This window comes from Hydrococcus rivularis NIES-593 (genome assembly GCF_001904635.1).
Taxonomy (GTDB): domain Bacteria; phylum Cyanobacteriota; class Cyanobacteriia; order Cyanobacteriales; family Microcystaceae; genus Hydrococcus; species Hydrococcus rivularis.
In genome coordinates this window covers 48,560-74,083 of sequence record NZ_MRCB01000016.1, presented here as the reverse complement: position 1 = coordinate 74,083, position 25,524 = coordinate 48,560, and the positions used below count along the sequence as shown (strand labels likewise).

Annotated in this window: 25 protein-coding genes and 1 pseudogene; 17 read left to right on the top strand and 9 right to left on the bottom strand. The window is 45.0% G+C overall.

Translation table 11 applies throughout. The features are described 5' to 3' along the window. Window positions 1–354, bottom strand: coding sequence for an ArsR/SmtB family transcription factor (locus NIES593_RS14045; protein ID WP_073600180.1), 354 nt, complete (start codon window positions 352–354; stop codon window positions 1–3). Window positions 355–447: 93 nt separating this feature from the next. Beyond that, window positions 448–1,554, bottom strand: coding sequence for an ABC transporter ATP-binding protein (locus NIES593_RS14040; protein WP_073600179.1), 1,107 nt, complete (start codon window positions 1,552–1,554; stop codon window positions 448–450). A 161-nt stretch (window positions 1,555–1,715) separates the two neighbouring features. On the opposite strand from NIES593_RS14040, the gene NIES593_RS14035 reads away from it, so the two are divergent. From NIES593_RS14035 to prfB, 3 genes are all read left to right on the top strand, one after another. Beyond that, a complete protein-coding gene (locus NIES593_RS14035) occupies window positions 1,716–2,453 on the top strand; it encodes a 5'-methylthioadenosine/S-adenosylhomocysteine nucleosidase family protein (protein WP_073600178.1) in 738 nt (245 codons plus the stop codon). 133 nt (window positions 2,454–2,586) lie between these two features. Further along, window positions 2,587–3,495: a lipid kinase gene (locus NIES593_RS14030; RefSeq protein ID WP_073600177.1), complete on the top strand. Its 909-nt coding sequence runs from the start codon at window positions 2,587–2,589 to the stop codon at window positions 3,493–3,495. Window positions 3,496–3,528: 33 nt separating this feature from the next. Continuing rightward, window positions 3,529–4,645, top strand: a protein-coding gene (prfB, locus tag NIES593_RS14025) for a peptide chain release factor 2 (protein WP_139253710.1) whose coding sequence is annotated in 2 segments (ribosomal slippage) — window positions 3,529–3,600 and window positions 3,602–4,645 — 1,116 coding nt in all. Because the reading frame shifts where the segments join, the coding sequence is not laid out codon by codon here. Between the two features lie 69 nt (window positions 4,646–4,714). On the opposite strand, the gene NIES593_RS14020 is transcribed toward prfB, so the two are convergent. Both NIES593_RS14020 and NIES593_RS14015 read right to left on the bottom strand, forming a co-directional pair. Beyond that, a complete protein-coding gene (locus tag NIES593_RS14020) occupies window positions 4,715–6,607 on the bottom strand; it encodes a glycosyltransferase family protein (RefSeq protein WP_175561137.1) in 1,893 nt (630 codons plus the stop codon). 9 nt (window positions 6,608–6,616) lie between these two features. Then, window positions 6,617–6,868, bottom strand: a complete 252-nt coding sequence (locus tag NIES593_RS14015; RefSeq protein WP_073600174.1) for a hypothetical protein — start codon at window positions 6,866–6,868, stop codon at window positions 6,617–6,619. 339 nt (window positions 6,869–7,207) lie between these two features. On the opposite strand from NIES593_RS14015, the gene NIES593_RS14010 reads away from it, so the two are divergent. From NIES593_RS14010 to NIES593_RS13990, 5 genes are all read left to right on the top strand, one after another. After that, the gene (locus tag NIES593_RS14010; RefSeq protein WP_073600173.1) at window positions 7,208–7,405 is read left to right on the top strand and encodes a DUF3285 domain-containing protein; all 198 of its coding nucleotides are present in this window, start codon (window positions 7,208–7,210) and stop codon (window positions 7,403–7,405) included. 135 nt (window positions 7,406–7,540) lie between these two features. Continuing rightward, entirely contained in the window at window positions 7,541–8,062 is a 522-nt protein-coding gene (gene ybeY, locus NIES593_RS14005; RefSeq protein ID WP_073600172.1) for an rRNA maturation RNase YbeY, read from the top strand. Between the two features lie 72 nt (window positions 8,063–8,134). After that, window positions 8,135–8,671, top strand: a complete 537-nt coding sequence (locus tag NIES593_RS14000; protein WP_139253709.1) for a diacylglycerol kinase — start codon at window positions 8,135–8,137, stop codon at window positions 8,669–8,671. Window positions 8,672–8,709: 38 nt separating this feature from the next. After that, on the top strand, window positions 8,710–9,300 hold the full coding sequence (locus tag NIES593_RS13995; protein WP_073600171.1) for an anthranilate synthase component II: 591 nt from the start codon (window positions 8,710–8,712) through the stop codon (window positions 9,298–9,300). A gap of 70 nt (window positions 9,301–9,370) precedes the next feature. Further along, on the top strand, window positions 9,371–10,147 hold the full coding sequence (locus tag NIES593_RS13990) for an MBL fold metallo-hydrolase (RefSeq protein WP_073600170.1): 777 nt from the start codon (window positions 9,371–9,373) through the stop codon (window positions 10,145–10,147). A gap of 53 nt (window positions 10,148–10,200) precedes the next feature. On the opposite strand, the gene NIES593_RS13985 is transcribed toward NIES593_RS13990, so the two are convergent. Continuing rightward, window positions 10,201–10,905 (bottom strand): hypothetical protein, encoded by a 705-nt coding sequence (locus NIES593_RS13985; RefSeq protein ID WP_073600169.1) that lies wholly within the window; start codon window positions 10,903–10,905, stop codon window positions 10,201–10,203. Window positions 10,906–10,957: 52 nt separating this feature from the next. On the opposite strand from NIES593_RS13985, the gene NIES593_RS25235 reads away from it, so the two are divergent. From NIES593_RS25235 to NIES593_RS13975, 3 genes are read left to right on the top strand one after another with little or no spacing between them, the layout of a single operon-like run. Continuing rightward, the gene (locus NIES593_RS25235; RefSeq protein ID WP_281250744.1) at window positions 10,958–11,083 is read left to right on the top strand and encodes a hypothetical protein; all 126 of its coding nucleotides are present in this window, start codon (window positions 10,958–10,960) and stop codon (window positions 11,081–11,083) included. Between the two features lie 58 nt (window positions 11,084–11,141). Beyond that, entirely contained in the window at window positions 11,142–12,809 is a 1,668-nt protein-coding gene (locus NIES593_RS13980) for a glycosyltransferase family 39 protein (protein WP_073600168.1), read from the top strand. Window positions 12,810–12,845: 36 nt separating this feature from the next. After that, window positions 12,846–14,048: a glycosyltransferase gene (locus tag NIES593_RS13975; RefSeq protein WP_073600167.1), complete on the top strand. Its 1,203-nt coding sequence runs from the start codon at window positions 12,846–12,848 to the stop codon at window positions 14,046–14,048. A 370-nt stretch (window positions 14,049–14,418) separates the two neighbouring features. Here NIES593_RS13975 and NIES593_RS13970 read toward each other — a convergent pair whose 3' ends face one another. Both NIES593_RS13970 and NIES593_RS13965 read right to left on the bottom strand, forming a co-directional pair. Continuing rightward, entirely contained in the window at window positions 14,419–15,162 is a 744-nt protein-coding gene (locus tag NIES593_RS13970) for a class I SAM-dependent methyltransferase (protein WP_083602448.1), read from the bottom strand. 17 nt (window positions 15,163–15,179) lie between these two features. Continuing rightward, window positions 15,180–15,416, bottom strand: a pseudogene (locus NIES593_RS13965) (pentapeptide repeat-containing protein); the annotation flags it as partial. A gap of 538 nt (window positions 15,417–15,954) precedes the next feature. Between NIES593_RS13965 and NIES593_RS13960 the strand changes: the two are divergent. Continuing rightward, window positions 15,955–16,986 carry an AI-2E family transporter gene (locus NIES593_RS13960; protein ID WP_073600166.1) on the top strand — a complete coding sequence of 344 codons (1,032 nt, stop codon included), beginning with the start codon at window positions 15,955–15,957 and terminating at the stop codon, window positions 16,984–16,986. Window positions 16,987–17,054: 68 nt separating this feature from the next. Next, a complete protein-coding gene (locus tag NIES593_RS13955; RefSeq protein WP_073600165.1) occupies window positions 17,055–17,768 on the top strand; it encodes a rhomboid family intramembrane serine protease in 714 nt (237 codons plus the stop codon). A 206-nt stretch (window positions 17,769–17,974) separates the two neighbouring features. On the opposite strand, the gene NIES593_RS13950 is transcribed toward NIES593_RS13955, so the two are convergent. Both NIES593_RS13950 and NIES593_RS13945 read right to left on the bottom strand, forming a co-directional pair. Next, complete coding sequence (locus tag NIES593_RS13950; RefSeq protein ID WP_073600164.1) at window positions 17,975–20,926, bottom strand: UPF0182 family protein; 2,952 nt, start codon at window positions 20,924–20,926, stop codon at window positions 17,975–17,977. A gap of 16 nt (window positions 20,927–20,942) precedes the next feature. Next, a complete protein-coding gene (locus NIES593_RS13945) occupies window positions 20,943–21,464 on the bottom strand; it encodes a universal stress protein (RefSeq protein WP_073600163.1) in 522 nt (173 codons plus the stop codon). A gap of 243 nt (window positions 21,465–21,707) precedes the next feature. Between NIES593_RS13945 and NIES593_RS13940 the strand changes: the two genes are divergently transcribed. The 4 genes from NIES593_RS13940 (at window position 21,708) to NIES593_RS13925 (ending at window position 25,491) form a co-directional block, all read left to right on the top strand. Continuing rightward, complete coding sequence (locus NIES593_RS13940) at window positions 21,708–22,121, top strand: NirD/YgiW/YdeI family stress tolerance protein (protein WP_073600162.1); 414 nt, start codon at window positions 21,708–21,710, stop codon at window positions 22,119–22,121. Window positions 22,122–22,213: 92 nt separating this feature from the next. After that, on the top strand, window positions 22,214–23,581 hold the full coding sequence (locus tag NIES593_RS13935) for an APC family permease (protein WP_073600161.1): 1,368 nt from the start codon (window positions 22,214–22,216) through the stop codon (window positions 23,579–23,581). 30 nt (window positions 23,582–23,611) lie between these two features. Continuing rightward, window positions 23,612–24,241, top strand: coding sequence for a class I SAM-dependent methyltransferase (locus NIES593_RS13930; RefSeq protein ID WP_073600160.1), 630 nt, complete (start codon window positions 23,612–23,614; stop codon window positions 24,239–24,241). 203 nt (window positions 24,242–24,444) lie between these two features. Beyond that, entirely contained in the window at window positions 24,445–25,491 is a 1,047-nt protein-coding gene (locus tag NIES593_RS13925; protein ID WP_073600159.1) for an AI-2E family transporter, read from the top strand. Window positions 25,492–25,524: the final 33 nt, after the last annotated feature.

Genomic DNA, 25,524 nt, shown 5'->3' with positions numbered 1-25,524 from the left:
TTAAAGAAAAGCCTCAAATTTCTCAAACTGTTGAGCTTGTTTTAGCAATCGTTCCTTAACGCGATCGCAAACTAACTCGCATAACTCAAAGATTGCTGGATCGGCAATTTCATAATAAACGCTGACTCCGTTTTGCTGGCGCGACAAAAACCCAGCTTGCGTCAATACTTTTAAGTGCTTCGATAAATTTGCCTGTCCCAAACCAGTCGCTTCAGCAATTTCTGTGACATTCATCGTTCCCGATTGCCTTAGCACATCTAAAATTGCCAGACGACTCACTTCTGAGAGGACTTTGAAATATTCTGCCACTGGGGCTAGCAGTTCGGGAGATGTCTTAGAAGAAGTCTTTACCATAGAGAGCGATCGCCGATTTCAAAAATCGATTAAATAACCAAGTAGTTATTTTTATTTTAGGCGAAAATACTTCCTCGATGCAGCGATCGCGTTTTAATGAAAAGAAATCACCTCAGAAATTGGCTTCGTCTGGGCAGTCGAGGGAAAAACCCGTGCGGCTTCGGGACTGACTGAAAGCCGGACTCGCATCCCGATCGGGAGTTGGGTGTCGATCGCGGTACGAGCGTGCAATCTTTTGCCAGAAGCAGTTTCTAGACAGTAGCGGTACTCTCGACCTAAAAATTGGCGATCGCAGATTTTTATCGTCGAGGTTTCATCTGGCTTGAGAATAATATCCTCTTGAGCGATCGTCAACTCGCCCGTATCTAATCCCCTCAGTTCGCTTGCACTCGGTATTTCCCAGGCTCCAATTTCTGTTTGCCAAGTGTTTCCCTGGCGCTTGGCTGGAAGAACATTTGCCTGCTTGACAAATTCTGCCACAAACAGCGAAGCCGGGCAAGTATAAATTTCTTCTGGCGTACCTAACTGTTCTAGTTTGCCCCGGCGCATTACCCCAATTTTGTCAGAAATGGAAAGGGCTTCTTCTTGGTCATGCGTGACGAAAATAGCCGAAGTTCCTGCTGCTTTGAGGATGTGGCGGATCTCGTGGCGAAGGTACTGTCGCACTTGCACGTCCAAATTGCTCAGAGGCTCGTCTAATAGGATCAAAGTGGGTTGGGGCGCTAAAGCCCTGGCTAAGGCCACTCGCTGTTGTTGACCGCCCGATAGTTCGTGGGGATAGCGTTTTTCTAATCCAGTCAGTCCTACCAGTAAAAGAACCTCAGCAATGCGTTGTTCGATCTCTGATTTGGAGAGACGAGCGCACTTTCTTTGCAACCCAAAAGCAATGTTTTCTGTAATGGTTAGATGAGGGAACAAAGCATAGTCTTGAAACACCATGCCAGTATTTCTCAACTCTGGCGGCACCCAACATCCTTTGCCCGCAACCGTGCGTCCGGCAAGAGCGATCTCGCCCTTTGAAGGTTGCTCGAAGCCAGCGATAATCCGCAATAGCGTCGTTTTCCCGCAGCCAGAAGGTCCGAGCAATCCTAATACATCTCCTTGCTCTAAAGTTAAACTGACGTTATCTACCGCCGGGGTGGAATGAGCCGAAAACTGCTTGGTGACGTTTTTGAGATCGAGGATAGTTGGTTGTTCCATCAGGGATATACTTAAGCGATACTCAGGGCTTGAAAATCTGAAAAAAGCAGGCGGTGAATGCCTGTCTCAATTCTGAATTCACATAGAAATCTTCTTAATAACTCACTATTCCTTATATAACATTAAACAGCCTTCTAAATAAGAAAATTTCTCAAAAATCAATGACGTGGGAAACTGCTCGAAAATCAGCCGCCTTTGTCAGTAACGTCGATAGAATTCTCGTTCCTCAAGGAGGAGAATATAGAGCAATTTGTCAAGGTTTACAATCGATTGACTCGCAGAAACCTCTAGTATTGCCTATTCCCATGGGTGTGAACGCTTTGATCCCCTATTTAGAAAAATGGCAACAAACTAAAGACTTTCTTAATAAGCTGCCGACTCGCGTCTTGCTAATGGGATTATGTGGCAGCTTGTCGCCCCAGTATAGTGTAGGAGATATCGTCATTTATCAAGCCTGCGGCTATGGGAGGGAGCGACTTTCATGGCGAGAGTGCGATTCTTATCTTACTGAATTACTTTGCGATCGCTTGCAAGAAAAAGCAACATTAGTCAAAGGGTTGACGAGCGATCGCGTTATTTGGTCTGCTCAAGAAAAATCTTATCTCGGTCAAACTTGCCAAGCTGAGGTAGTAGACATGGAAAGCTATGCAGCCTTAGAAATTCTTGCTCGCGCGGGGATCGCTCTAGCCATAATACGAGTCATCAGCGACGACTGCCAGCAAGATTTACCCAATATTATGCCAGCAATCGGATCTGATGGTTCGTTACAGCCTTTTCCTTTAGCCATGAAGATGTTGCAAAACCCCGTCGCGGCTATTCGACTCATTCGAGGTTCTCTACGAGGACTAAAAGTATTGCAGCAAGTCGCCAGTGACTTGTTTTCTGAGGAGTTAGGATAAAGCGATCGCACCTCAGTCAAAACAGATAATAACGACTCGCAAGGCTTCACAACGATTGGGAGTGTCAGTAAAGCTTCTAGAGAGAGAAAATAGAAACAGAAATGTTATCTCACTCACTCGCTAACAAAATCTCATGACTAAACGAGCGCTCTTGCTAGTTAACCGTTATGCTCGCAAGGGTCAAAAAAGCCTGGCCAAAGCAGTCGAAATTCTACATGACCTAGATTTTGAACTAATTACCGTGCCGATTAAAAATCCTAAGCAACTTCCTGAGCTAGTCCACAAACATAAAAATGCGATCGATTTAGTCATCGTCGGTGGAGGAGACGGCACCTTAAATGCGGTTGTCGATAGCTTGGTAGAAACCAAACTCCCATTAGGCATTCTCCCGCTGGGAACGGCTAACGATTTAGCGCGTACTCTCTCAATTCCGCCGTCTATTCCAGAAGCTTGTCGGGCGATCGCATCTGGTAACCTCAAGTATATCGACCTGGGTTGGGTCAACGGCAAACATTTCTTTAACGTGGCGAGTTTGGGATTGAGCGTAAAAATCACCAAGAAACTCTCGAAAGGAGCAAAACGCCGTTTGGGGATTCTCGCTTATGGTTATACCGCCTTGCAAGTCCTCAGTCAAACTCGTCCCTTTCGAGCAGAAATTCGCGCCAATGGCGAGTCGATTAGAATTAAAACCATTCAGATTGCGATCGGCAACGGGCGCTATTATGGCGGTAGCATGGCGATCGCCAAAGATGCCGCGATCGACGATCGCCGCTTGGACTTGTATAGTTTAGAAATAGAGCGTTGGTGGCAAATTTTTCCGCTAATATGGACTTTACCTAGTGGCGATTACGAGAATCTGCCGTGGGTGCGATCGCTTGAAGCAGAAGAAGTCGAGATCTATACGCGCAAACCCGAAGAGATCAACACAGATGGAGAATTGACCGTTTCTACCCCGGCTAAGTTTCGTGCGATCCCCAAAGCTTTAGCCGTATTTACGGCAGCAGAAACCTCGTATTCCAAAACGATTCTTAGAAAGGATTAGAATAGAAATACTACCCTAAACTTTCAGGAGAGTATGGAAATATCAGAACTCAAACGAGAAATAGAAACCGTCGGTTCGCGCCTGGGGAAAACCCAGGACTATCTTTGACCTTCGCGCACTCAAAGCTAAGATCCAAGATTTAGAACAATTGGCCGCTCAACCGGATTTCTGGGATAGTCAAGAGAAAGCACAAACAACGCTTCAGGAACTCAACGATCTCAAATCCAGCTTAGAGCAATACCAACAATGGCAAACTCAACTAGAAGATACCAAAGCCATTGCCGAACTACTAGAATTAGAAGCCGACGAAACCCTCGCAACAGAAGCCAAAAACAATCTCATTCACCTCCAACAAGAACTCGATCGTTGGGAACTACAGCAGCTTTTATCGGGTGAATATGACGCAAAAGGAGCCATCCTAACTATTAATGCCGGGGCTGGTGGAACGGATGCCCAGGATTGGGCAGAAATGTTGCTGCGCATGTATACCCGTTGGGGAGAAAAACAAGGTTATAAAGTCCGCGTGAGTGACATTTCTGAAGGCGATGAAGCGGGGATCAAGTCCGCCACCCTCGAATTTGAGGGACGCTACGCCTACGGCTACCTCAAAGGCGAAAAAGGCACTCACCGACTGGTTCGTATTTCCCCTTTCAATGCCAACGGCAAGCGACAAACCAGCTTTGCCGGCGTGGAAGTGATGCCAATTTTAGGGGAGGAAGCGGTTAAAGTAGAGATCCCCGAAAAAGATCTGGAAATCACCACTTCTCGTGCTGGCGGGAAGGGCGGACAAAACGTTAATAAGGTAGAAACTGCCGTTCGCATCGTCCACATCCCCACGGGGATCGCCGTTCGCTGTACCCAAGAGCGATCTCAACTCCAAAATAAAGAAAAAGCCCTCGCCCTTCTCAAGGCGAAATTGTTGGTAATCCTTCAAGAACAGCGGGCAAAAGAAATCGCAGAAATCCGAGGCGATATGGTAGAAGCCGCCTGGGGCAACCAAATTCGCAACTATGTCTTCCATCCCTATCAAATGGTCAAAGATCTGCGAACCAATGTAGAAACTAACAATGTGAATGCTGTTATGGATGGGGAACTCGATCCTTTTATCGAAGCCTATTTGCGCCAATCTACGCTAGGAATTGAACAATAGTCCCGAAAATTTTAGCTAATCCTTTCTCAAATTGCTCATAAACATAGTTATGATGACTTTATGAGCAATTTATCTATTTCTGAGGCAGCTAAACTCAAAAGGGAGAAAAAAGGCAACGGATAAAAATAGAGCTATCGTAGCTGAAATAGCACTGATTATTTGACCAACACGTTCCTCTACTCCCGCATCTAAAGTTACTGAAACCTGATGCTTTCCGGCAGGTACCGAGATTTGTAATAAACCTAATTTTGAAAAATGTACGGGAAGAATCTGCGATCGCTCTTTGAGTCTGGCAGTCCATCCTGGATAGTAGAATTGACCGACAGTTAAGCGAGTAGCTGTTATCGCATTGACTTGCAAAACAATATTCCTGGGTTGCCATTTCTCGATTAAAAAGTCTGCCTGTCCCGCATCGATGTGTATTTTAGAAAAATTTTCACCTAATCTGCTAAGGTCTTTCTCATTAAATATATCCTTTGGAACCCATCGAGGACGATGTTCGTTAGCAGCCTTACTAACCTCTAAAATTTTAGAGACAGAGCTATCATCTAGTCTATCAACAAATATATGGTCGCGATAATGGAAAACACTAGCCAAAAATAGGCTTATCATTAGTACCAATCCAACCACTAAAAATTTGTGCTTGGAAAAATTAATGGGAGTTTGAATATAAGAAATTCCTAGTAAGAAAAAGGCAATTAAAGAGATAGCTAGTACTGTATTTCTACTCCCCCAAAAAACAATTTGTTTCTGAAGAGGAAGCATCTGGATAATCATTAGTATAAAAATGATAGCTGTCAGATAAACTATTGATAAAAATAATGTCTTTGTGTTGAAAGAGTTAGAGCTGATTTTTAACCGAGAAATAGCTAATGCTAAAAGTCCAACAATAGCAACTGTCAAAACAGTATTAAAACGCCAAGGGAACTGAATTCTTTGTACTGCTGGTAATGCATCCCATACAAATTTACTTAAGGGAAGCGTCATAAAAAGAGCAATCATCGCGATAACCATCCAATAATTACTCTCACGTCTAGAAGTTACTTCCAAACCTTGACCAGAAATTTTCCAAGCACTAAAAGCTAATCCTCCAGTAAGCACCGTTAAGATTTCCAAATATTGCCAAACAATTCTCTTGTGAGCAAATTTGGGACCTGTAAAGAGAAAGTTATTTTCGTAATCAAACTCCCTGGTTAAGATAGCATCCATCGAAATCGATTCTTGAGTCGTCATTGCTGGCAACCAATAAATTGCAGACAGACCAACCATAATGATTACTGCTAAAACTAAACGTGAGATGACTATTTTCCATTGATTTCGATTCGCTAGTAATAACGCATATCCAATTGGAACAGGAAAGAAAATTATAAAACTTGGAAGATGAGTCAGAGCTAGTAAAGAAAAGCTGAGTGCTAATCCAATAATATTAATTCTCGAACCTCTAACTATTTTTCTACTAAAGTACAAGATTAAAGGTAGCCACACAAAAGACCAATATTCTGCAAAAGCAAAGCGCCGATAAAGATCGACAGCTAAATGGTATGGCCAAGCCATATAAAGAATTGAAGCAATCAGTGCAGAGTTTTTAGGGGTAATTTCTTTAAGCCAAAAGTAAGCAGTTAGTCCAGAAGCTATCAGAGCAAGCGAACTGGATAACCCAAGCTCATTACAACTTGATTGGTTATGAGTAAATAGAGAGTAAAATAAACTGGTGAAGTAATAAGGAATAGGTGCATAAAAGAAAAAAGTTGGACTTCCTAAACCAGCATTCAGATTTTGAAGCCAACGAGGATAAAAATCTCCCTTCCAAAATTGTTCTGAAAAAGATTTAACATAGATTAAATGATGTTGGAGATCGTGGGCAAGGAGGCAACCATTAATGACTATTGGGGTAGTTAAAATTAACCCTATCCCAACAATAGAAAAAATATGTAGCCAACAGATAGATTTTTCTTGACTCATCAACATGATTTAGACAATTTCTCGCTTCTTTTGACGGTTTAGTTGGAATTGAATGTCAATCTGGAGCAAGGCAAAGTGTTTTTTTAAAATAAAAGAACTACTCAAGTAAGCTCGATCGATAAGAATGGGAGCTTCTACGAGAGGAGATAAAAGTATTTGTTTGTCAGCTTGCAGTAAAAACCAATATCGAAATATTATCTTCAATGTTGTGTAGATGCAAAATAATTTTCCAATGCATGGCTGACATAGCCAAGATTCCATAGTTTCTCTCTAAGTTTTAGAGAGCGCAACAAAGCTAATTGTGGAGTAGTCTATATCTATCTGTGTGCGAGCATCCCGTTCGCGTTCGAGATGCTCTCACCGCATTAGGGCACGATAGGGTATAAAGTAGGGCAACCTAAAAACTACCTATCCTAAGAAAGAAACAAATATAGACAAACTGGGAATACTATAAAAAAAGAGATTGCTTGAGGTGCGATCGCCTCGACTGACTTCGTACTTAATTTATCATCGACTTGCTTGATTTTTAGCAATAAACTGTTACATTAAATGCAGCGATCGCACTAATAACTCTAGTAACTTTCTGAAATCCAAAATCCTATGAGTGATTCCTCCACATCTACTCAAACGTCAGAAGCACCAACTCTCAAAACAGCTCAAACCGAACCAGAACCCAGTTACGTCAAACTCGCTATGCGTAACATGGTACGCAAAAAAGGAATTTCATTGAAACACTTTTTCCTGACTACCGTCGGTTTACTAGCCTTTGTGATCGGCATGTCCTACTTAACTCGCTAATCTCCTCTTTACAGTGTCAGTAATTTAGTTAATCTTTACTACTGATAACTGTACGGGCGGGTTTAGTCGGTGGGTTATGCAACAAGGCGCTCGTTTTTACAATTAACCCGCCTCTACTGATAACTGATAACTGATATGGCATCTTCTCTCAAATCCCCTGTAGCAGTTGACGTAAATTTGCAGGATGTTTTTTTCGAGCAATCGTCCACAGCTTGCCCGATTTCCCCAGACACCTGGACGAATTGGTTTCAAACTTGGTTAGAAATCATGCGTCCCGAACTCCCAGAAGCAGACACCTACGAACTATCGCTTCGTCTAACCACAGATGCAGAAATCCAGACGCTCAATGCTCAGTATCGCCAGCAAGATCGACCTACAGATGTATTGGCATTTGCGAGTTTAGAGGTAAACTTTCCTAAACTGCCAGCAGAATTTTCCGAATTAGAGCCTTTATACCTTGGAGATATTATTATTTCAATCGAAACTGCCGAACGACAGGCACAGCAACAAGGACATTCCCTAAGTGTAGAACTTGCCTGGTTAGCCTCTCATGGGTTTCTCCATCTATTGGGTTGGGATCATCCTGATGAAGATAGTCTTGCCAACATGCTCTCCCAGCAGCAAACGCTATTGAAAATAATCGGGATTTTGTCTTAGTGCTGATAAGCTAATAATTTTAATAGAACAAAATCTAAAGAAAATCTTATCGTTTGAAAACGAACGATCTCTATGAAAGCAAATAATTTACAAATGACTCAATCGACCAATGCCAAAGCACTTGACTCGATCTATTTTCCCGCTCCCATTAAGGAGAAGCAAATGATTAAATCTCCTTTGGGTGGCTATAACTTAAAAACTTCTTCGCTGCGAGAACTCGCTTGGCAAGTTGCCCCGAATCTTCTGATTAGCTTTCGATACGCTTGGGCAGGAGTTAGCTACGCCTTTGTCACTCAGCGTAACTTTCGCATTCATGCTGCGATCGCGACGATAGCTATAAGTCTGGGGCTGATTTTGAGGATTACACCAGTAGAAATGGCGATCGTGACTTTAACCAGCGCCTTGGTAATGGTACTAGAACTATTAAACACCGCTCTCGAATCCGTCGTCGATCTGACGGTCGGTCAATCGTATCACGAGCTTGCTAAAATTGCTAAAGACTGCGCGGCTGGCGCGGTTCTCATTTCTGCTCTGGCGGCTTTGTTAGTAGCCAGTTTTATCCTACTGCCACCGCTATTTAGCCTAATTTTCCAGCTCGGCACGTTCTAAGTAAAAGTTCTAAGTAAAAACAGAAAGGCAGATCGGCATTGATTCTTGTTATTGATAACTACGATAGTTTTACCTACAACTTAGTACAATATTTGGGAGAACTGGGCGAAGAACTGCCAGTCGCTTCAGATATTCAGGTTTATCGCAACGATCGCATTGATATCGAGACCATACGTCAGCTTCAACCCGACGGGATCGTCATCTCTCCAGGTCCAGGCTATCCCAAGGATGCAGGAATTTCCCTAGCGGTAATCGAACAACTCGGCGCAACCGTACCAATATTAGGCGTTTGCTTGGGACACCAAAGCATCGGTCAAGTCTTTGGAGGAAAAATCGTTCCGGCACCCGTTTTAATGCACGGCAAAACGTCAGAGATTCACCATCAAAACGTCGGCGTTTTTCAAGGATTAGACAATCCGTTTCAGGCTACTCGCTATCACAGTTTAGTCGTCGATCGCGAAACGATGCCAGAGGTGCTAGAAATTACAGCGTGGGTTGAAGATGGAACGGTTATGGGACTCCGCCACCGAAACTATCCCCACATTCAAGGCGTTCAATTCCATCCAGAAAGTATTTTGACCAAATCGGGCAAACAACTGTTGCGAAATTTCCTCAAATCGCTAGATTAAGTATTTGTTACTGATAAGATGCAAGATGCGATCTTCTAACTAACAACTAGCAACAGAGGGATAAATTTCCATGAGACGGCGACAGTTAATCCGTTACGCTGGAGCAAGTTTACTGGCAGCAAGCAGTTCCGCTTGGGTTTCGGGGTGGGGGAGCGATCGCGCACAAGCTCAAAGCGGCGGTTCGCTTACGGTACAATACTTAGGACATACGTGTTTTTTATTTACCGGAGGCGGGAGGCGGATTTTAGTCAATCCCTTTCGCGCGATCGGCTGTACGGCTGGCTATCGCCCTCCCAAAGTCCAAGCCGATCTGGTTCTCGTCAGCAGCCTGCTTTGGGATGAAGGGGCGGCTGAAGGATTGCCGGGAAATCCTAAAGTACTCTACGAACCAGGTGTTTACGAGATTGGCGGCATCAGGTTTCAAGGAATTAGCATCGCTCACGATCGCGAGGGGGGACGGCGTTTTGGGAACAACGTAGCTTGGCGTTGGAATCAAGGCGGTATTAGGATTCTACATTTGGGCGGTGCAGCGGCTCCCATTGAGATAGAACAGCGAATTCTCATGGGCAATCCCGATCTCGCTCTCATTCCCGTTGGTGGCGGTCCCAAGGCTTACAATCCCCAAGAAGCTAAGCAGGCAATGGAATCCCTCAACCCTAAAATTATGATTCCCACGCAATATCTGACGGCTGCTGCCGATAAAAACGCCTGTGATTTAGTTCCTGTAGATGAATTTTTAAAGCTAGTCGAGGGGATGAATATCAGCAAAATTAATAGCAACAAACTTACTCTCAATTCTGGGAATATTCCCAAACAGGGAACGATCATTAGGGTTCTCAGTCTCTAGCAAGATCGATCGCTTGCGGGCAGAATGCCCGCACTACAATTTATGATGAATACTCATTCAACCCTCATGTTATCGATTTGAATTGTTGAACTTTTAATCCATAAAAAAACTAAGGCCGTAGCACTCAAAAAACTTAAAATCATGCCTGCAATAAACGCAGGAGTCCATTGATAGCGCAATTCTACTTCATGAGAACCTGGCTCTAATTTCAGTTCCATCGTTCCATCGTTAGCCATTGCAATTGGATGAGATTTTTGATTTAAATATAAATGCCAAGCAGGATAATAATAAGTTTGTATCCTAATAGTTGAAGGCTCTTTGGCTATTGCCTCAAATCTTCGATAGTAATAACAATTTAAACCCGATAAAAAAATTGCCAAAGAAAATAAAGCAATAATCGTATTTTCAGTATTGAAGCCGCTGAATTTAAGCAACGAACCAATGTAGTAAACTAGGGGCGCATAGAAGACAAATGTGGGGCTGCCATACCCGTAGTTAGTGCCTGCTAGCCAGCGAGGATACCAAATCCCTTCGGCAAGTTGTTTAGAAAAATGTTGCAGCCAGGGAATATGCCATTTTAAATCTGCCATGCCATTGATGCCATCGCGAATCATCTTCCAGTTGACGATCGCAGTTGCTAAAGCTAAAAGTAGAAGAATTCCTCCTTCAACTAAATAGCGTGGAACTGGCGAATGAGGAGAAAATCTAACTATTCTAGACAAGACTGCAAACGAACCCTTCTTTGGTGCTTGTGTCATAAGGTTAGTGATGTATTAAATCTCTCTAAATGGGAGAGGGGGAGAACCGGAAGTGTGGGAGGTGCGGGGAGAAGGGGAGACTGGAGAGACAATTAACTACTATCCACTGTACGGGCGAGTTTATCTAAAAATCCTAGAGATTTACCAACACTTACTGCAAAAAACCCGCCCCTACTAACCAATCCAAAATCCAAAATCCAAAATCCTTTCATCGCATGACGAGATGAGGCTTGCCTATGCCTAAAATCCTAAAACACTTTTCTGTAGAGTTACTCTTATTAGTTGCGATCGCCATTGCCGTTATCATCAGAATTATTAATCTAGGAAGCCGCGAATTCTGGTATGACGAAGTTTTATCCTTGCTTCTTTCTACAGGACAAAAAGGTTTATACAAACATCCCGACGATACGCCAGTCGTCTTGGCTCAATACCTTGGGGCACTGAATCTGCCATCCGAAAAAGGACTCGGCGACATTTTAGCAACAGGAGAAAAACTGCTCAAGGGTTTAGTAAAAGAACCCCATCCACCTTTATTTTTTATCGGACAACATCTGTGGCTGCGATTGTTTGGCAATTCAGAAGCTGCCATGCGAAGTTTAGTCGCCACCTTTAGTATTGGGGCAATCGGTAGCGCTTATGGTTTGGGTCGCTGTCTGTTAGGATATCGCGGGGGGCTTCTCTTGGCAGCACTTTTGGGATTAAATCCTTATTATCTATTCCATTCCTTGAACGTACGGATGTATGGTTCGCTCGTTTTTTGGGTAATTTTAACGACGTGGGCATTATTTGAATTAATTTACCTCAATAACCCAAATCGATCCCCGCAAACAGAATCAAAAATCTTGAAGTCCAAATGGTTCTGGAGTGTAATTTTAATCGGCGCGATCGCGGCTGGCTTAATGACTTTTTATTACTTTGCTTGCCTGTTAATCGTGCTAGCTGCCTTAGTGCTGTTGTTAGACAGACGGCAATGGTGGCAATACACATTATGTTTTGTAGGGGGCGTTCTCATTAATATTCCTTGGGTGTGGTGGGGAACGCGACAGCAGTTACGCAATGCAGATTTAGAAAGATTTGAGACAGCTAGCGGCTGGCTAGAAACGACCCCGCAACACCTACAGGATTTTGCTAGAACTCTAGGAACTCACCTAATTTTAGGAGATTGGGTGAGTATTTTACCTCCTACCCTAGCCACAATCGCGGGGATAGGCGCGATCGCAATCTTGTTTGCTTGTAGCCTAGATCTTTGGCAGCGCCAGCAGCGTCAAATATTAGGAATTGCTTTGATGCTAGGCATCGTTCCTCTGTTATTAATGCTGGGGATGGACGTTGCGACGGGAAAGTTTACCCTTGGCTTTGGTTGGGGGCGATCGGTTATTTTTATTCTTCCTGGTTGTTTATTCTTATTAACGGTTTGGATCGAGAAAGCCGCCCGAAAATGGCGAAAACTAGCCGCGATCGCCTTGCTGCTATTGTATTTGAGTATTAGTGCCAGCGACTTTAGCCTCAGAAATCGCTGGATGTTTCACCAAATAGCAGACATAATTGAACAGAACCAAAAAGCGACAACTTTAATTGTCATGAATTCTACTGCCTGGGGTCACGTGCTGCGCCTAGCCTATTACCTGCCACCTACTTCTTCAGTAATGCTGCTCGCTCGACCATCCGACGAACTTGCCCCAGTACTACAAAAAACTCTTGCCCCCGATCGCGATCGCTATCAACGGATTCTTTGGTTAGACAGCGCTAGACCCGTTTGGGGAGAATCGAGTACCACAGAAGAAAAAAAACAACTTCGACAAGTCCTAGACGGTCAATTTCAGCTCAAAAAAACTCAACAGCTTTTTGGAACTTGGGAGCTAGATCGTTTTAATCTCAGTCTCTATGAACGAAATCCTCGCTAATAACCCCTATTTTGTCAAGATTATTTTTAATTACTAATGAATGATTCTCTTTTACCCGTTCCCTCTGGAGCTTTACAAATCCCCGAAAGACCTTATCTTGTCGATAGCGCCGAACAGGAGCCTATTGAGTTTTCCCTTGTTCTTCCCACCTTTAAAGAAAGTCAAAATATTGCCAGCATCGTCCAAATTTTGACCCAACTCCTAGATGACTACCTTCCGGGACAGTACGAATTAATCGTCGTCGATGACGATAGTCCCGATCTAACCTGGAAAATCGCGCTAGAGTTGCTTCCCTACTATCCCCAACTGCGAGTCATGCGCCGACAAACCGAACGAGGACTTTCCACCGCAGTCGTGCGCGGTTGGCAAGTCGCAAGGGGAAAAATTCTTGGGGTAATCGATGCCGACTTGCAGCATCCGCCAGAGGTGTTGTTGCAACTGCTGCAAGAAATGGGACACGGCGCAGATTTGGCAGTTGCCAGTCGCCACGTCGAGGGTGGCGGGGTGAGCGAATGGAGTGCTGTGCGGCGGTTTTTGTCTCGCGGCGCGCAGATGCTGGGATTAGTTATTTTACCCGAAGTTATCGGTCGCCTGTCCGATCCTATGAGCGGCTACTTTATGGTACGTCGCAGCGCCATCATTGGCAAACAGCTGAGTCCGGTAGGTTATAAAATTCTCATTGAAGTTGCTGCTCGTGGAAAAATCCGCTGGATTGCCGAAGCGGGTTACGTGTTTCGGGAGCGCGTCGCTGGGGAAAGCAAAGTGACTTGGAAACAATATGTCGAGTATATCCAACACCTGCTGAGGTTGCGCTTCTCCTTGTGGCCTGTCGAGCGATTTTTCCGCTTTGGAGTTGTCGGGTTTAGCGGCGTATTTGTGGATATGGGAGTGCTGTACTTGCTCAGCGATCCTAGTATGCTTGCCTTGCCTCTCACGCGCAGCAAAATTATTGCCTCAGAGTTGGCAATTATTAATAATTTTCTCTGGAATGATTTCTGGACGTTTGGCGATATTTCTCGCCGACAACCGGGAAAGCGTCAGCGATTAAAACGGTTAATTAAATTTAATATTATCTGTTTGGCTGGATTAATTCTTAATGTTTTACTGTTAAATTTATTTTTTAATGTTTTTGGGATCGATCGCTACGTGGCAAATTTAATGGCGATCGCGATCGTTACGGTTTGGAATTTCTGGTTTAACCTCAAGCTGAGTTGGCGAGTAACCGATGTAGAAAGATAGACTTCTTACAGAAGTCGGGGAAAGGATCGAGGGAAAAGGGGAATGGGATAATTTTCCCTTGTTCGTGAATTTAAATTAGATTTTTTGATTGCAATTAGGAGGTCTAATAAACATAAAACTGTAGAGACGGGTTTTCCAACCCGTCCTTACAAATTTTTGGAAAACATATACTAAGTTGCAGTCAGAGATATTACCTGTCATTGGAGAGCAATAGCGAAGGATGCTGGTTGACTGACAAATCTTTGTTCCCTCATCCCTAAATCCCTTCTCCCACAAGAGGAGAAGGGACTTCAGTCCAAAGTCTTAGCTTGAAAGCCTCTCTCCCGCTCTGGGATAGGGGTTGGGGTGAGGGCGATTGGAGTTTGGTCACTCAATCAGATTTTGGAACAAAACCGCCGAAAACAGCCAATCCGAAATATTTCCAGGGCACCGACACCGACTCAAACCCTGCCGCTTTCAACATTTGCCAATGCTCTTCCAATGTCGCCAATTGGTCTTGACTAGAATAGCCGTAGGGATTGCTCTGACCCATCTTGGTGCGCACCTGTGCCAGCGTCGTTCCGCAATCGCTCGCCCACGCTTCCCTGACGCTCTGGTAAACGTCTGATAGTGCGGGGGACTCGATCGCCACGGGGTCTGCATTCCAGAAACTCCCGCCCGGATTGAGACTGGCTCGAATCCGCTCGAAAAGTTTTAATTTCATTGGATTGACGAGATGGTGAATGGCTAAAGAGGAAGCGCAGGCATCAAACCCACTCCCAATCCCTTGTGCCGTTTCGCCTGCCGTCCAAGCGCCAAAATCCATTACGATTCCCCGCCAGCGCTTTCCATAGCCAGTCGCCTCGATTTTGCCACGAGCATATTCAAGCATGCGAGGAGAGTAATCGAGGGCGATTACAGTTGCCTGGGGACAGTTTTGCAGCAGCTTGACGCTCAATTCACCCGTTCCGCAGCCCAATTCTAGAACTCGTTCGGCACTAACGGGTATGCAGCGAGCGATCGTAGCTAACATTTCATCATAATAAGGAATGAGTTGGCGGATACCGGTATCAAAATCGGTAGTATTAGCAAAAACTTCACCGGGAAAAATTTCGACTGGCACGCGATCGCTCACGATTCCTCCTGCTAAACCTATTCTCCACCAACGCCGATATTGGTATTATAAATCTCAGCATTCATCAAATTGAGTTGCTCCATCGAAGCTCCCTTCACGTCAACATCATAAACTATGGCTTCGGTGAAGTTAACTCGGTTAAGATTCGCGTTCTCAAAGGTTGCATTAGTCACAAAAGCCTTGGTTAAATTAGCTCCTTGTAGATTAGCACCAGTTAAATCGGCACCTTCGAGATTAGCTTCAGTTAGGCGGGAGTGTCAAATTTCCTTAATTTCACGAATTTTAACTTCTCTCAATAGAGCTTGCCCCTAGATGTTCTATCGCTGCTTCAGATTTAAAGCACCAATGCCTAGAACTTTAGTTCTAGGCTCAAAGCTCAACTCGATTAAAATCGACGACTAAAATTCCTATCGGGTCTTCTTTACAGGTTGTCCCAAAAGGATAGCATGTCGAGCGTAGCGGTAGCGAAGCGAAACATCTGAGCATACCAACTTTAAACAGAGATTCTTCGTTACGTTCTACTCTACTGGGAATGACAAAATGGACTTTCGATCGCTGTAGAATCCTACCGAGGAAGGACGATCTGGTCTGTTTGTCCCTTCTATCCTAAACGCAAGGGGAGGTGAGGCTATTGCCTCGATCTTTCTAAATTGTGACTTCTAGGTAGCTGATTTTCGCCCGTTGCTGTCATTTTCCCGTCATCATTGTCGCCGATATTGAAAGCATGGGTATTTATTTTAAGCTCGAAAACCACTGCTAGACATTGGTAGTTAGCTTATTTGTCATAAAACTGTGAATTTAGGTCGATCGCTTGGCTTAATAGCTTTAATTCTCTCGCTCTATATCCTTTGGGAAATGCGGCAATTGCTGCTGCTTTTTTTTACAGCCGTGGTATTAGCAATTGCCATCAATCAGCTAGTGAAACAACTCCAGCGATGGGTTAAACGGCGCGCCGTAGCCATATTTTTGAGCCTTGCCATCTTATTCGTACTTTTGATTATTTTTTTATGGCTAATCGTGCCAGCTTTTGTCGAACAGATTCAACAACTGCTCGAATTGCTACCACAAGTTTTTGTACAAATTCAGGCAGGAATTCAGTGGTTACAAGCTCGCTTAGCCGAACAAGATTTTCGCAACCTCCCCGATCTCAGCACGATAATACAACAGCTTCAGCCCTATGTGACTCAATTATTGGCGCAAACTTTTGACTTTTTTTCGGCGTCGGTTAACGTTATTTTGCAGCTAGTCCTAGTTCTCGTTTTAAGCCTTATGTTACTAATAAATCCCCAGCCATACCGGAACTTATTTATCCGGTTATTTCCCTCGTTCTATCGCCAGCGAGCTAACGAAATTATTTCTCATTGCGAAGTCGCTTTAGGGAATTGGACGATTGGGATTTTAATGCAAATGGGTTTTGTTGCCTTAATGAGCGGGATGAGTTTGTGGATTTTACAAGTGCCGCTTGCCCTCGCTCACGCAATTTTAGCCGGATTGCTCGATTTGATTCCTAATATCGGTCCTACCTTGAGTGCCGTGTTTCCCATCGCGATCGCGCTACTCGATTCTCCCTGGAAAGCCGTTGCTGTTTTAATTGTCTATATCGTCATTCAAAATCTTGAAAGTTATTGGTTAACGCCTGCAATTATGGCAAAACAAGTGTCGCTCTTACCTGCCATTACCCTAACCGCTCAAATCATCTTTGCTAGCTTTTTCGGAGTTTTGGGTCTGTTGATGGCGCTACCGCTGACGGTAGTCGCTAAGATTTGGCTAGAGGAAGTATTGTTTAAAGATGTTCTGGATAAGTGGCGACACGCTCCTTCATAAAAGCTGGAACGTGCTAATTTCTTTCAAATTATTTTTTTGACAACTTTTAATCGAGAGGAAAAATCATCGTGGTTCCCCTGCACGACAATAATCCGACTAGAATTACTCCCTATCTCACCTATACATTGATTGGCATCAATGTTTTTGTGTTTTTGCACGAACTCAGTTTATCTCCCCAACAACTAGAGCAGTTTTTCTATACTTACGGTGTTGTCCCAAAAGAATTAACAGCAAGCTTGAGTAGCGGCGATCCAGATCGGATTGTCTCGCAATCGCTAACGCTAGTGACCTCCCAGTTTCTGCACGGCGGTTTTTTACATATTGCTGGCAATATGTTGTTTTTGTGGGTATTTGGCAATAATATTGAAGACCAGCTCGGTCGCATTAAATATTTTATTTTTTATCTGACGTGCGGCGTGTTAGCGGCTCTAACTCAATGGTTTTTCTCGATGCAATCGGGCGTTCCTGCCATCGGTGCTAGCGGCGCGATCGCGGGAGTTCTGGGAGCATATATTATCCGATTTCCTAAAGCGCAAATCCTAACGCTGGTTCCGCTAGGTTTCTTTCTGACTACCCTTAGAATTCCCGCCGTGTTCTTTCTCGGTTTTTGGTTTGTGCAGCAAGCTCTCTATGGCGTTGCCAGCTTACAAGCACCTGCTAACATCGGCATGGAAGGTGGCGGAATTGCCTATTGGGCGCACGCGGGCGGTTTCGTTTTCGGGGCAATTCTCGGTCCGATATTGGGATTGTTTTCCTCTAGGGGTGAGAAAAGATCGTTTTAAGATTCTGGCCGACTAGACATATTTTTAGCTGCTAGTTTGTAACAAAAGTATTTATTTGCCTCTATCTAGAGCATGGCGCAAAATCAATCGAGCGATCGCCGATAACTCATAGATTATACCAATTTTCAGGTTTTCGCGATCGACATTCTTCTCCCCTCTCCCAAATAGGGAGAGGAGTTGGGGGTGAGGGCGATGGTATTAGCTCCTTATGGGAGCGTAGGCGGACTCCCCTGTGCTGGCTCCTCTACCGGACGGATAATCGGCTCTGGGGTTTCTTCTTCCTCAAAAATCGCTTGTAACGACTGTTCGAGGGTTTGTGCCATGACGATGCGGTTTTCGTAGGCGACGATTACCCTGACTAGCGTTGGTAAGCTATTCTGAGTGGCTTCCAGATAGAGCGGTTCTACATACAGCAGGGATTGCTCGATCGGAATTATCAAAAGGTTGCCCTGAATGGTTCTAGACCCTTGGCGATTCCAGAGGGAAATTTGTTGGGAAATGACTGGATCTTGGTTAATCCGAGCCTCGATTTGTTCTGGTCCATAAACTAGCCGCTGCTTGGGAAAGATGTACAGCAATAATCTACCGTAGTTTTCGCCATCGGAACGCGCTGCCAGCCAAGCAATTAAATTCGTTCGTTGCCGGGGGGTATAGGGGAGAAGCAAAATAAATTCTTCAAAAGGAACGGTTGGCAAACTGGTAATTAAGTAATATGGCTCGACCAACTGAGGTTTATCGCCGTAGACTTCAGTGGGAATCTGCCACTGATCCTCCCGGTTGTAGAAAACCTGGGGATCGGTCATGTGGTAGGTCATCAATTCCTCAGATTGAATCTTGAAGAAATCGACGGGATAGCGAATGTGGCGGCGGAGGCTAGCTGGCATGGCATCGAGCGGTTTGAACAGATTGGGGAAAATCTTCGACCAGGTGGTAATAATCGGATCGCTGGAATCGGCAATGTAGAAGTCAACGGAACCATGGTAGGCATCGATGACTACTTTGACCGAGTTGCGAATGTAGTTGATGCCTTCGCTGACAGGATCGGAATAGGGGTAGCGATCGCTGGTCGTATAGGCATCGACGATCCAATAAAGATAGCTTTGCGGTTCGGTTTTTGGCTGCTGCGGATCGGCGGCGACTAAATAAGGGTCGCGATCGTACCGAAGAAAAGGCGCGATCGCGCGAATGCGTTGGTTGATATTGCGCCGGAACAAAACTTTCGTTTCCGGTCGAAATTCGGGTGTAACCACCATTCGCCAGTCATTTAGATATTTGGCAAACAGCAATCTCCGCCATAGAGAGCCAATGTTAATTCCACCGCGACCGTCGTAAGTATTGTAGACATTTTCGCTGCCGCTGGGATAGTCTAGCTCTCTGACGCTGGTTCCGGTCATTACATAGTTGTTAGTAATCTGACCGTAGTAAATTCGAGGTTTGCCAATCGGAATTGCGTCGCGCACTGCCTCGCTAGAAACCGTCAGCGAACCCTGCTCGCCTACGCCGATATCCTTAACAAAATATTCGGGCAACCCGCCAGGAGCGACCGTATTCACCGGAGAGAGGGTAAAGCCATAACCGTGGGTATAGATGAGGTGACGGTTTACCCAGGTTTGAGCCTGCTGGGGCACGGCGCTATAGTCTAGTTCCCGTGCGGCGATCAGAACCTGTCGCTGTTCGGTCTTTTTGTTCTCTGGTTTCTCGCTAGCAAAGCTATAGCGATCGATATCGGCATCTGGGAAACGGTAGTAGAGGCGGATTTGTTGTAGTTGTCGGTTGGTTTCTAGAAGCGGTCGCTGATCCCAAAGGCGAATATTGCGGATCGTTAGGTCGTTGGCTTTTAGATCCGCTTGGGTGAGTTGTCCTTGGGGATCGAAACTTTGGGCATCGATATTGTTGAGAGCGAAGGCTTGTCGGGTCAGGGCAATGGTGCGCTCGATATAGGGTTGCTCTCGTTCTAATTCGTTGGGTTGGACAACCAAATATTGCACGGCAGTGGGTAGGGCTGCGCCAATGACGATCGCCAGTACTAGGTAAATCCCCAGTTCGTGGAAGATTAACCTGCGGCTAGAAGCCCCTCGCACAGAAAAGAGCGCGTACCAAAGCTGGTTAAGTGCGATCGCTAGCGCTAGAATACTCAGGAGCGTATTGGCTGGCAGTTGTGCCGTCACGTCGGTATAGCTAGCGCCATAGGATACGCCTCGCGCTGAATAGAGCAATTCGTAGCGACTGAGCCAAAAGCCGAAGGCAATGACTAGCATCAAACAGCCGCCCACTCCGTATAGATGGCGTTGTTGCTCCTTTGAAAACCCAGGAAAGCGCCCTTGACTGAGACTATCTCCCGATAATAGATAAACCAAGAGGACGGCAACGAACCCATACAACGTTAATCCCGTTAGCCAAAGTTCGAGCAATTCCCATACGGGCAAAGTAAATACATAAAAGCTGATGTCTTTACCAAAGACAGCCTCGCTAGCCCCAAAAGGTGTCGGGCGAAAATATTGCAAGACTTTATCCCAATGTTCGGATAAGATCGATCCCAGCAGTAGACTCAGTACCACCGCGATCGCATAGAGCAAGAAACGAGGATAGATAAGTATGGCGATCGCCAACCCCGCGATCGCTACGAGATACCAACCCTGAGAACTTAATTGGTTCCCAAGCTGCCAAATAGTTTCGGGTCGAAGTCGGGCGGGAACGATCGCGGTGACATGCGCCAGTTGAGGATCGGGATACCAGTAACTGAAAACAATTCGACCATAGTGAAGCAACATTAACCCAATTAGCATCCCAAAACTGAGCAACAGGGGAAGCAGCCAGTATAACCTTATAGGTTTTTGGGTGTGGCGCGTTTTTCGGGAGGAATATTTCTCCCATTCCCGCTGCTGTTGTTTGGCGCGATCCCTTTGGAAATCGCTCATCGGTGGGTTTGAATACTTGAGCCGTTGTGCTAGGGAAAGGTTGACTAGCAGGTAGCTAGCCGTTACGCCAAATACGGCTATCCATAATACGCTTTTGGTTATCAGCCTGAGTAAATAAACTGGCAGATAATCGACTTCCCCAAACCAAAAAATTTCTGCCCCCAGGCTGCATGCTAAATCCAAGCCCAACCATAATCCCAGGAGTAGCGCGACTAATCGAAAGCTGCGTTTCCAGAGCATGAAATTCTCGCTCAATTCACATTACGGCGGCTAAGGTGGTTTCCTGACAAGGATCGACAGTTGGTTCGACCTGTCCTTGAACCATCAAAATCGAACAGTAAGCATGATGAATGACATAATTGCTAGTACTGCCTAGTAAGAGTTCGCGGAGTCCTCTGCGACCTCGACGACCAACGACAATCAAATCGGCTTGCCAATTTCGCGCTACTTCACAAATAATTCGACCGGGATTGCCCAAAGTTTGGGCTACTTCGGCTGATATACCAAGCTTATTTGCCCGCTCGGCCAGCGATCGCAAACAATTAAATCTCTTTTGCACAAACTCTTCCCACTTATGAATATAGTATTTCCACGCTAACCTACGCGTGCTTGAATACATGCCTTCATCAACAGGAGCTGGATACTCTTTATCAGTTGGAGATAAGACATGCAGTAGCAGCAAGGAAGCATTAGTCACCTCGGCTAGCGCTAATGCTTTATCAAACGCGCGCTTGCTAGTTTCAGAACAATCTAAGGCAACTAAAATTTTGTTAAACATAAGAATGTTTGTTAAACATAAGAATGACCTCGCTTAGGTCGTCGGTTAGGGATACTACGTTTTTGATGGCGGCGCTTCCTCTAACTTAGTGAAGGGGAAATCCGATCGCATTGTTGACTTTCTTAGGTTCTACAAAAATTATAAGAAGATAATTAGCTTTCTTCTGTTTCAACTGTCGTTGTCATTTTCTAGTCATTTTTATCTCCAAAACTGGAAATAATAAACTTAAGAGGTTAATTATCTATGAATCAGAAAATTTTTGTAGCTTCGATCGCACTAGCCTCAATTTCTGCACTGACAATTCCAACCTTTGTAGAGGCGCAAACTACCCGAATTGAAGAGCTACAACAGCGTTCCCGCGGCATCGCCATATCGGGTGAAGTTAGGTCGGTTGTTGGCAATGATTTCGTTCTCGACGACGGGAGCGGAGAAATCATTGTCGATGCCGGACCGCGCTGGTGGCGCGAGATCGACATCCAACCTGGCGAGCGGGTAACCGTGACTGGTGAAATGAGCAAGAAAAGTGGCGAGTTTGACGCTTTTTCGATTACCCGCGCTGACGGTTCTACAATTGAAATCCGTCCTGCCGACGGTCCGCCGCCTTGGGCAGGAAGACCTAACCGCGATCGTCCCGAACCTGCAAAACCAAGACGGTAAACTTTATTTAAAGATTGCGCGATCGCAATCTTCTTAAGTTTTTTACCGTTTATAGCTTTTACGCTCCGTAACTCGACTCGCATGGGGACAAAGTGAGCAAACTTAGAAACGATAGCATAGCCGACCGCACGTCGGCTATTTCTGAGATAACAACACCCAAAAGGGCAATTTCTTTCGCGGATGCCATTGCTATCATTGTCGGGATCGTCATTGGTGCGGGCATTTTCGAGACGCCAGCACTGGTTGCAGCGAACACAGAAACTGCCCAAATAGCATTGCTAACTTGGTTGTTGGGCGGTGGAATCTCGCTCATAGGCGCTCTATGCTATGCAGAATTGGCAACGACCTATCCCCATGCAGGCGGGAATTACTATTACCTGATGCGTGCCTTTGGCAACAAGATTGCTTTCCTGTTTGCTTGGACGCGGATGACGGTTCTTCAAACTGGTTCGATCGCGCTTTTAGCCTTCGTGTTTGGAGATTATGCTTCGCAACTGTTGCGCTTGGGGAATTATTCTGCCTCGCTTTACGGGGCGCTTGTCGTAGCCATTTTGACCGGACTCAATCTAATTGGCACTCAACAGGGGAAATGGACGCAAAATTGGCTAACGATTGCCAAAGTCTTGGGCTTGCTGTTAATCGTCGTCGTCGGTTTGGCTTTTGCCGTTCCTTCTGGTGCTGCTGCACCTATCGAACCCCCATCTCAGAGAGATTTTGGGCTGGCTATGATTTTCGTGCTGCTATCTTACGGCGGCTGGAACGAAGCCGCCTATATTTCGGCGGAGGTACGCGATGTCAAGCGTAACTTAGCGCGATCGCTCTTTTGGAGTATCGGCATTATTACAACGATATATCTCTTAATCAATTTGGCTTATATCCGAGGGTTAAGTCTGGCAGGGATGGCAGATTCAGAAGCCGTTGCCGCCGATTTAATGAGTCGCGTCCTCAACAGACCGGGTGTTGTATTTATCAGCTTCCTGGTTGCGATTTCTGCATTAGGCTCGCTCAATGCCACCATTATCACGGGCGCTCGCACGAATTACGCTTTGGGAAGAGATTTTTGGCTATTTACCTTTCTCGGACGCTGGCAACCGCGCAGCAGTACGCCAACGAATGCTTTGCTAGTGCAGGGAGCGATCTCCCTAGCGCTAGTCTTGCTAGGAACTTTTACGCGCAACGGCTTTGAGACGATGGTGGAATACACAGCCCCCACCTTTTGGTTCTTTTTCCTGCTCACAACCGCGTCGTTGCTGGTATTGCGCATCCGCGAACCGCAGGTAATGCGACCGTTTCGAGTTCCCTTCTATCCGCTAACGCCAATTCTTTTTTGCCTTATCTGCGGTTATTTGCTTTATTCGAGCCTTACTCTCACTAATGTCGGAGCGCTGATTGGCGTGGCAGTTGCGATCGCTGGCGTTCCGCTGTTGCTATGGTCTGGGCGATCCCAGTCTCGCTCTTAACCCGCATTATTTTATTCGGAGAAGTGTAATATGCAGTTACCACGTAGTATAAAATTATTGCTCATTGGCGCTAGTCTCGGTAGCTTCTTTTTTGTCGGATGCACTCAACAACGGGAGTTTGCTGAAGCTCCATCGAATGCTCAAACCCAGCCAGCTGCACCTGACACTCAAGCCCCAGGACGCGAACCCGATGTGGTTTACGTGCCAACGCCTCCCGAAGTCGTAGAAGGGATGCTCGAACTGGCAAATGTGACGGGTGATGATGTTCTTTACGACCTTGGTAGCGGCGACGGACGAATTCCGATCGCGGCGGCACAAAAATATGGCACGCGCGGCATTGGCATTGATATTAACCCACAACGCATCCAAGAAGCAAACGAAAACGCTAAAGAAGCCGGTGTAACTGACAAAGTCCAGTTCCGGCAACAAGACCTTTTCCAGGCAGACTTCAGCGAGGCGACGATCGTAACGCTTTATCTGCTTCCCGAACTTAACGTGAAACTTCGACCCAGATTGCTTCAAGAACTCAAACCGGGTACCCGCATTGTTTCTCACGCCTTCGATATGGGTGAATGGAAACCAGAACGCACCGAACAGATAGGTGGTAGAACGATTTACTTGTGGGTGGTTCCCGAAAATCCTCCTGCCAATCTTCTTTAAGATAGAAGAAATTTCATGAAACTCGTTGCTGATAGAGGGATAGTTTGGTGCGCGATTTCATAACAACAAAATTATTCTTCTATAGCAACTAATCCGAAATTGAAGAAAAATGACTTTTCTTTCTATTGATAGATAAAGTTGAGCTAGTAATCTGATAAGATTAAAACTTAAAAATAGCTGTTTAAGTTTGCTGTTAGTACTTTGTGAACGAACCAAATTTAAAAAATTTTCGGGAAAACTTTTGGAAGCAATTGAATAATTCCAAGTTAATTCGCTATTTGTTGATCTTTGCTTTTGGTTGGGCTATTATCCAAGTTTTATCTTATTTTAAAACAGTCATTGTTATTTTTATTTTTGCTGCCATTGTCGCTTTTCTACTCAATTATCCAGTACAGTGGATTTCTCGTTTTTTACCGCGCAGCATATCAGTTCTTCTAGTTTTTTTACTGAGTTTGCTGATTTTAGCAGGATTAATTGCTACTATTGGTTTTGCGATTCTTTCTCAGGCAGAACAACTACTGAACCAAGCTCCTCAATTTCTTGAGTTTATTATTTCCTTATTAGAAAGAATACAAGAGACGCTGAATAATTGGAATTTTCAAGTAGATTTTGAGGCGATTGAAGCACAAGTACGAGAGCAGGCAACGGCAGGAATTGGAGTGGGTTTAGCCACTCTTCATGGTTTAGTATCTAATCTAATCGATCTGATTCTTATTGCCGTTGTGGCTTTTTTCATGTTGTTAGATGGCAAGCGAGTTTGGAATTTTGTACTCAAAGCTTTTCCCGATCGCATTCGTCACGAATTAACTGAGGCAATCCAGTATAACTTTTTGGGCTTTTTTTGGGGACGTTTGCTATTATCAATTTTTTTTGGAGTTTCCGTATATATTGTATTTATCATCATAGACTTGCCCTATGCATTGCTATTAGCCGCGATCGCGGGCGTATTCGATCTCATTCCCGGTATCGGAGCTACGATTGGAATTAGCCTAGTTTCTATAATTGTATTGCCTCAAGGAATTTGGCTCTCTCTTCAAGTATTAGTCGGTTGCATTTTGCTACAACAAGTCGAGGAGAATTTACTGATGCCTCGCATTATGCAAGGCTCGATTAATATGAATCCAGTCTTTATGTTCTTTGCTCTATTAGTAGGAGCTAGAGTCGCCGGATTGGTGGGGGTTTTCCTATCAATTCCGCTTGCTGGAGTGTTGATTAGTTTATTCGATCTTAAAGAAATGCAGGGAAAATGATCGTTGAGATTTATAAAACACTAAAACCTCGTC

Bases quoted from the DNA above. Each gene is read 5' to 3' on its own strand.
- NIES593_RS14020 (WP_175561137.1), bottom strand. From the start codon at position 6,607: ATGAGTCAAGAAAAATCTATCTGTTGGCTACATATTTTTTCTATTGTT.
- ybeY (WP_073600172.1), top strand. From the start codon at position 7,541: ATGGCATCTTCTCTCAAATCCCCTGTAGCAGTTGACGTAAATTTGCAG.
- NIES593_RS13930 (WP_073600160.1), top strand. From the start codon at position 23,612: ATGCAGTTACCACGTAGTATAAAATTATTGCTCATTGGCGCTAGTCTC.
- NIES593_RS14000 (WP_139253709.1), top strand. From the start codon at position 8,135: ATGAAAGCAAATAATTTACAAATGACTCAATCGACCAATGCCAAAGCA.
- NIES593_RS14045 (WP_073600180.1), bottom strand. From the start codon at position 354: ATGGTAAAGACTTCTTCTAAGACATCTCCCGAACTGCTAGCCCCAGTG.
- NIES593_RS13950 (WP_073600164.1), bottom strand. From the start codon at position 20,926: ATGCTCTGGAAACGCAGCTTTCGATTAGTCGCGCTACTCCTGGGATTA.
- NIES593_RS13980 (WP_073600168.1), top strand. From the start codon at position 11,142: ATGCCTAAAATCCTAAAACACTTTTCTGTAGAGTTACTCTTATTAGTT.
- NIES593_RS13975 (WP_073600167.1), top strand. From the start codon at position 12,846: ATGAATGATTCTCTTTTACCCGTTCCCTCTGGAGCTTTACAAATCCCC.
- NIES593_RS14040 (WP_073600179.1), bottom strand. From the start codon at position 1,554: ATGGAACAACCAACTATCCTCGATCTCAAAAACGTCACCAAGCAGTTT.
- NIES593_RS13985 (WP_073600169.1), bottom strand. From the start codon at position 10,905: ATGACACAAGCACCAAAGAAGGGTTCGTTTGCAGTCTTGTCTAGAATA.
- NIES593_RS13990 (WP_073600170.1), top strand. From the start codon at position 9,371: ATGAGACGGCGACAGTTAATCCGTTACGCTGGAGCAAGTTTACTGGCA.
- NIES593_RS13945 (WP_073600163.1), bottom strand. From the start codon at position 21,464: ATGTTTAACAAAATTTTAGTTGCCTTAGATTGTTCTGAAACTAGCAAG.
- NIES593_RS14010 (WP_073600173.1), top strand. From the start codon at position 7,208: ATGAGTGATTCCTCCACATCTACTCAAACGTCAGAAGCACCAACTCTC.
- NIES593_RS13940 (WP_073600162.1), top strand. From the start codon at position 21,708: ATGAATCAGAAAATTTTTGTAGCTTCGATCGCACTAGCCTCAATTTCT.
- NIES593_RS14035 (WP_073600178.1), top strand. From the start codon at position 1,716: ATGACGTGGGAAACTGCTCGAAAATCAGCCGCCTTTGTCAGTAACGTC.
- NIES593_RS14015 (WP_073600174.1), bottom strand. From the start codon at position 6,868: ATGGAATCTTGGCTATGTCAGCCATGCATTGGAAAATTATTTTGCATC.
- NIES593_RS14030 (WP_073600177.1), top strand. From the start codon at position 2,587: ATGACTAAACGAGCGCTCTTGCTAGTTAACCGTTATGCTCGCAAGGGT.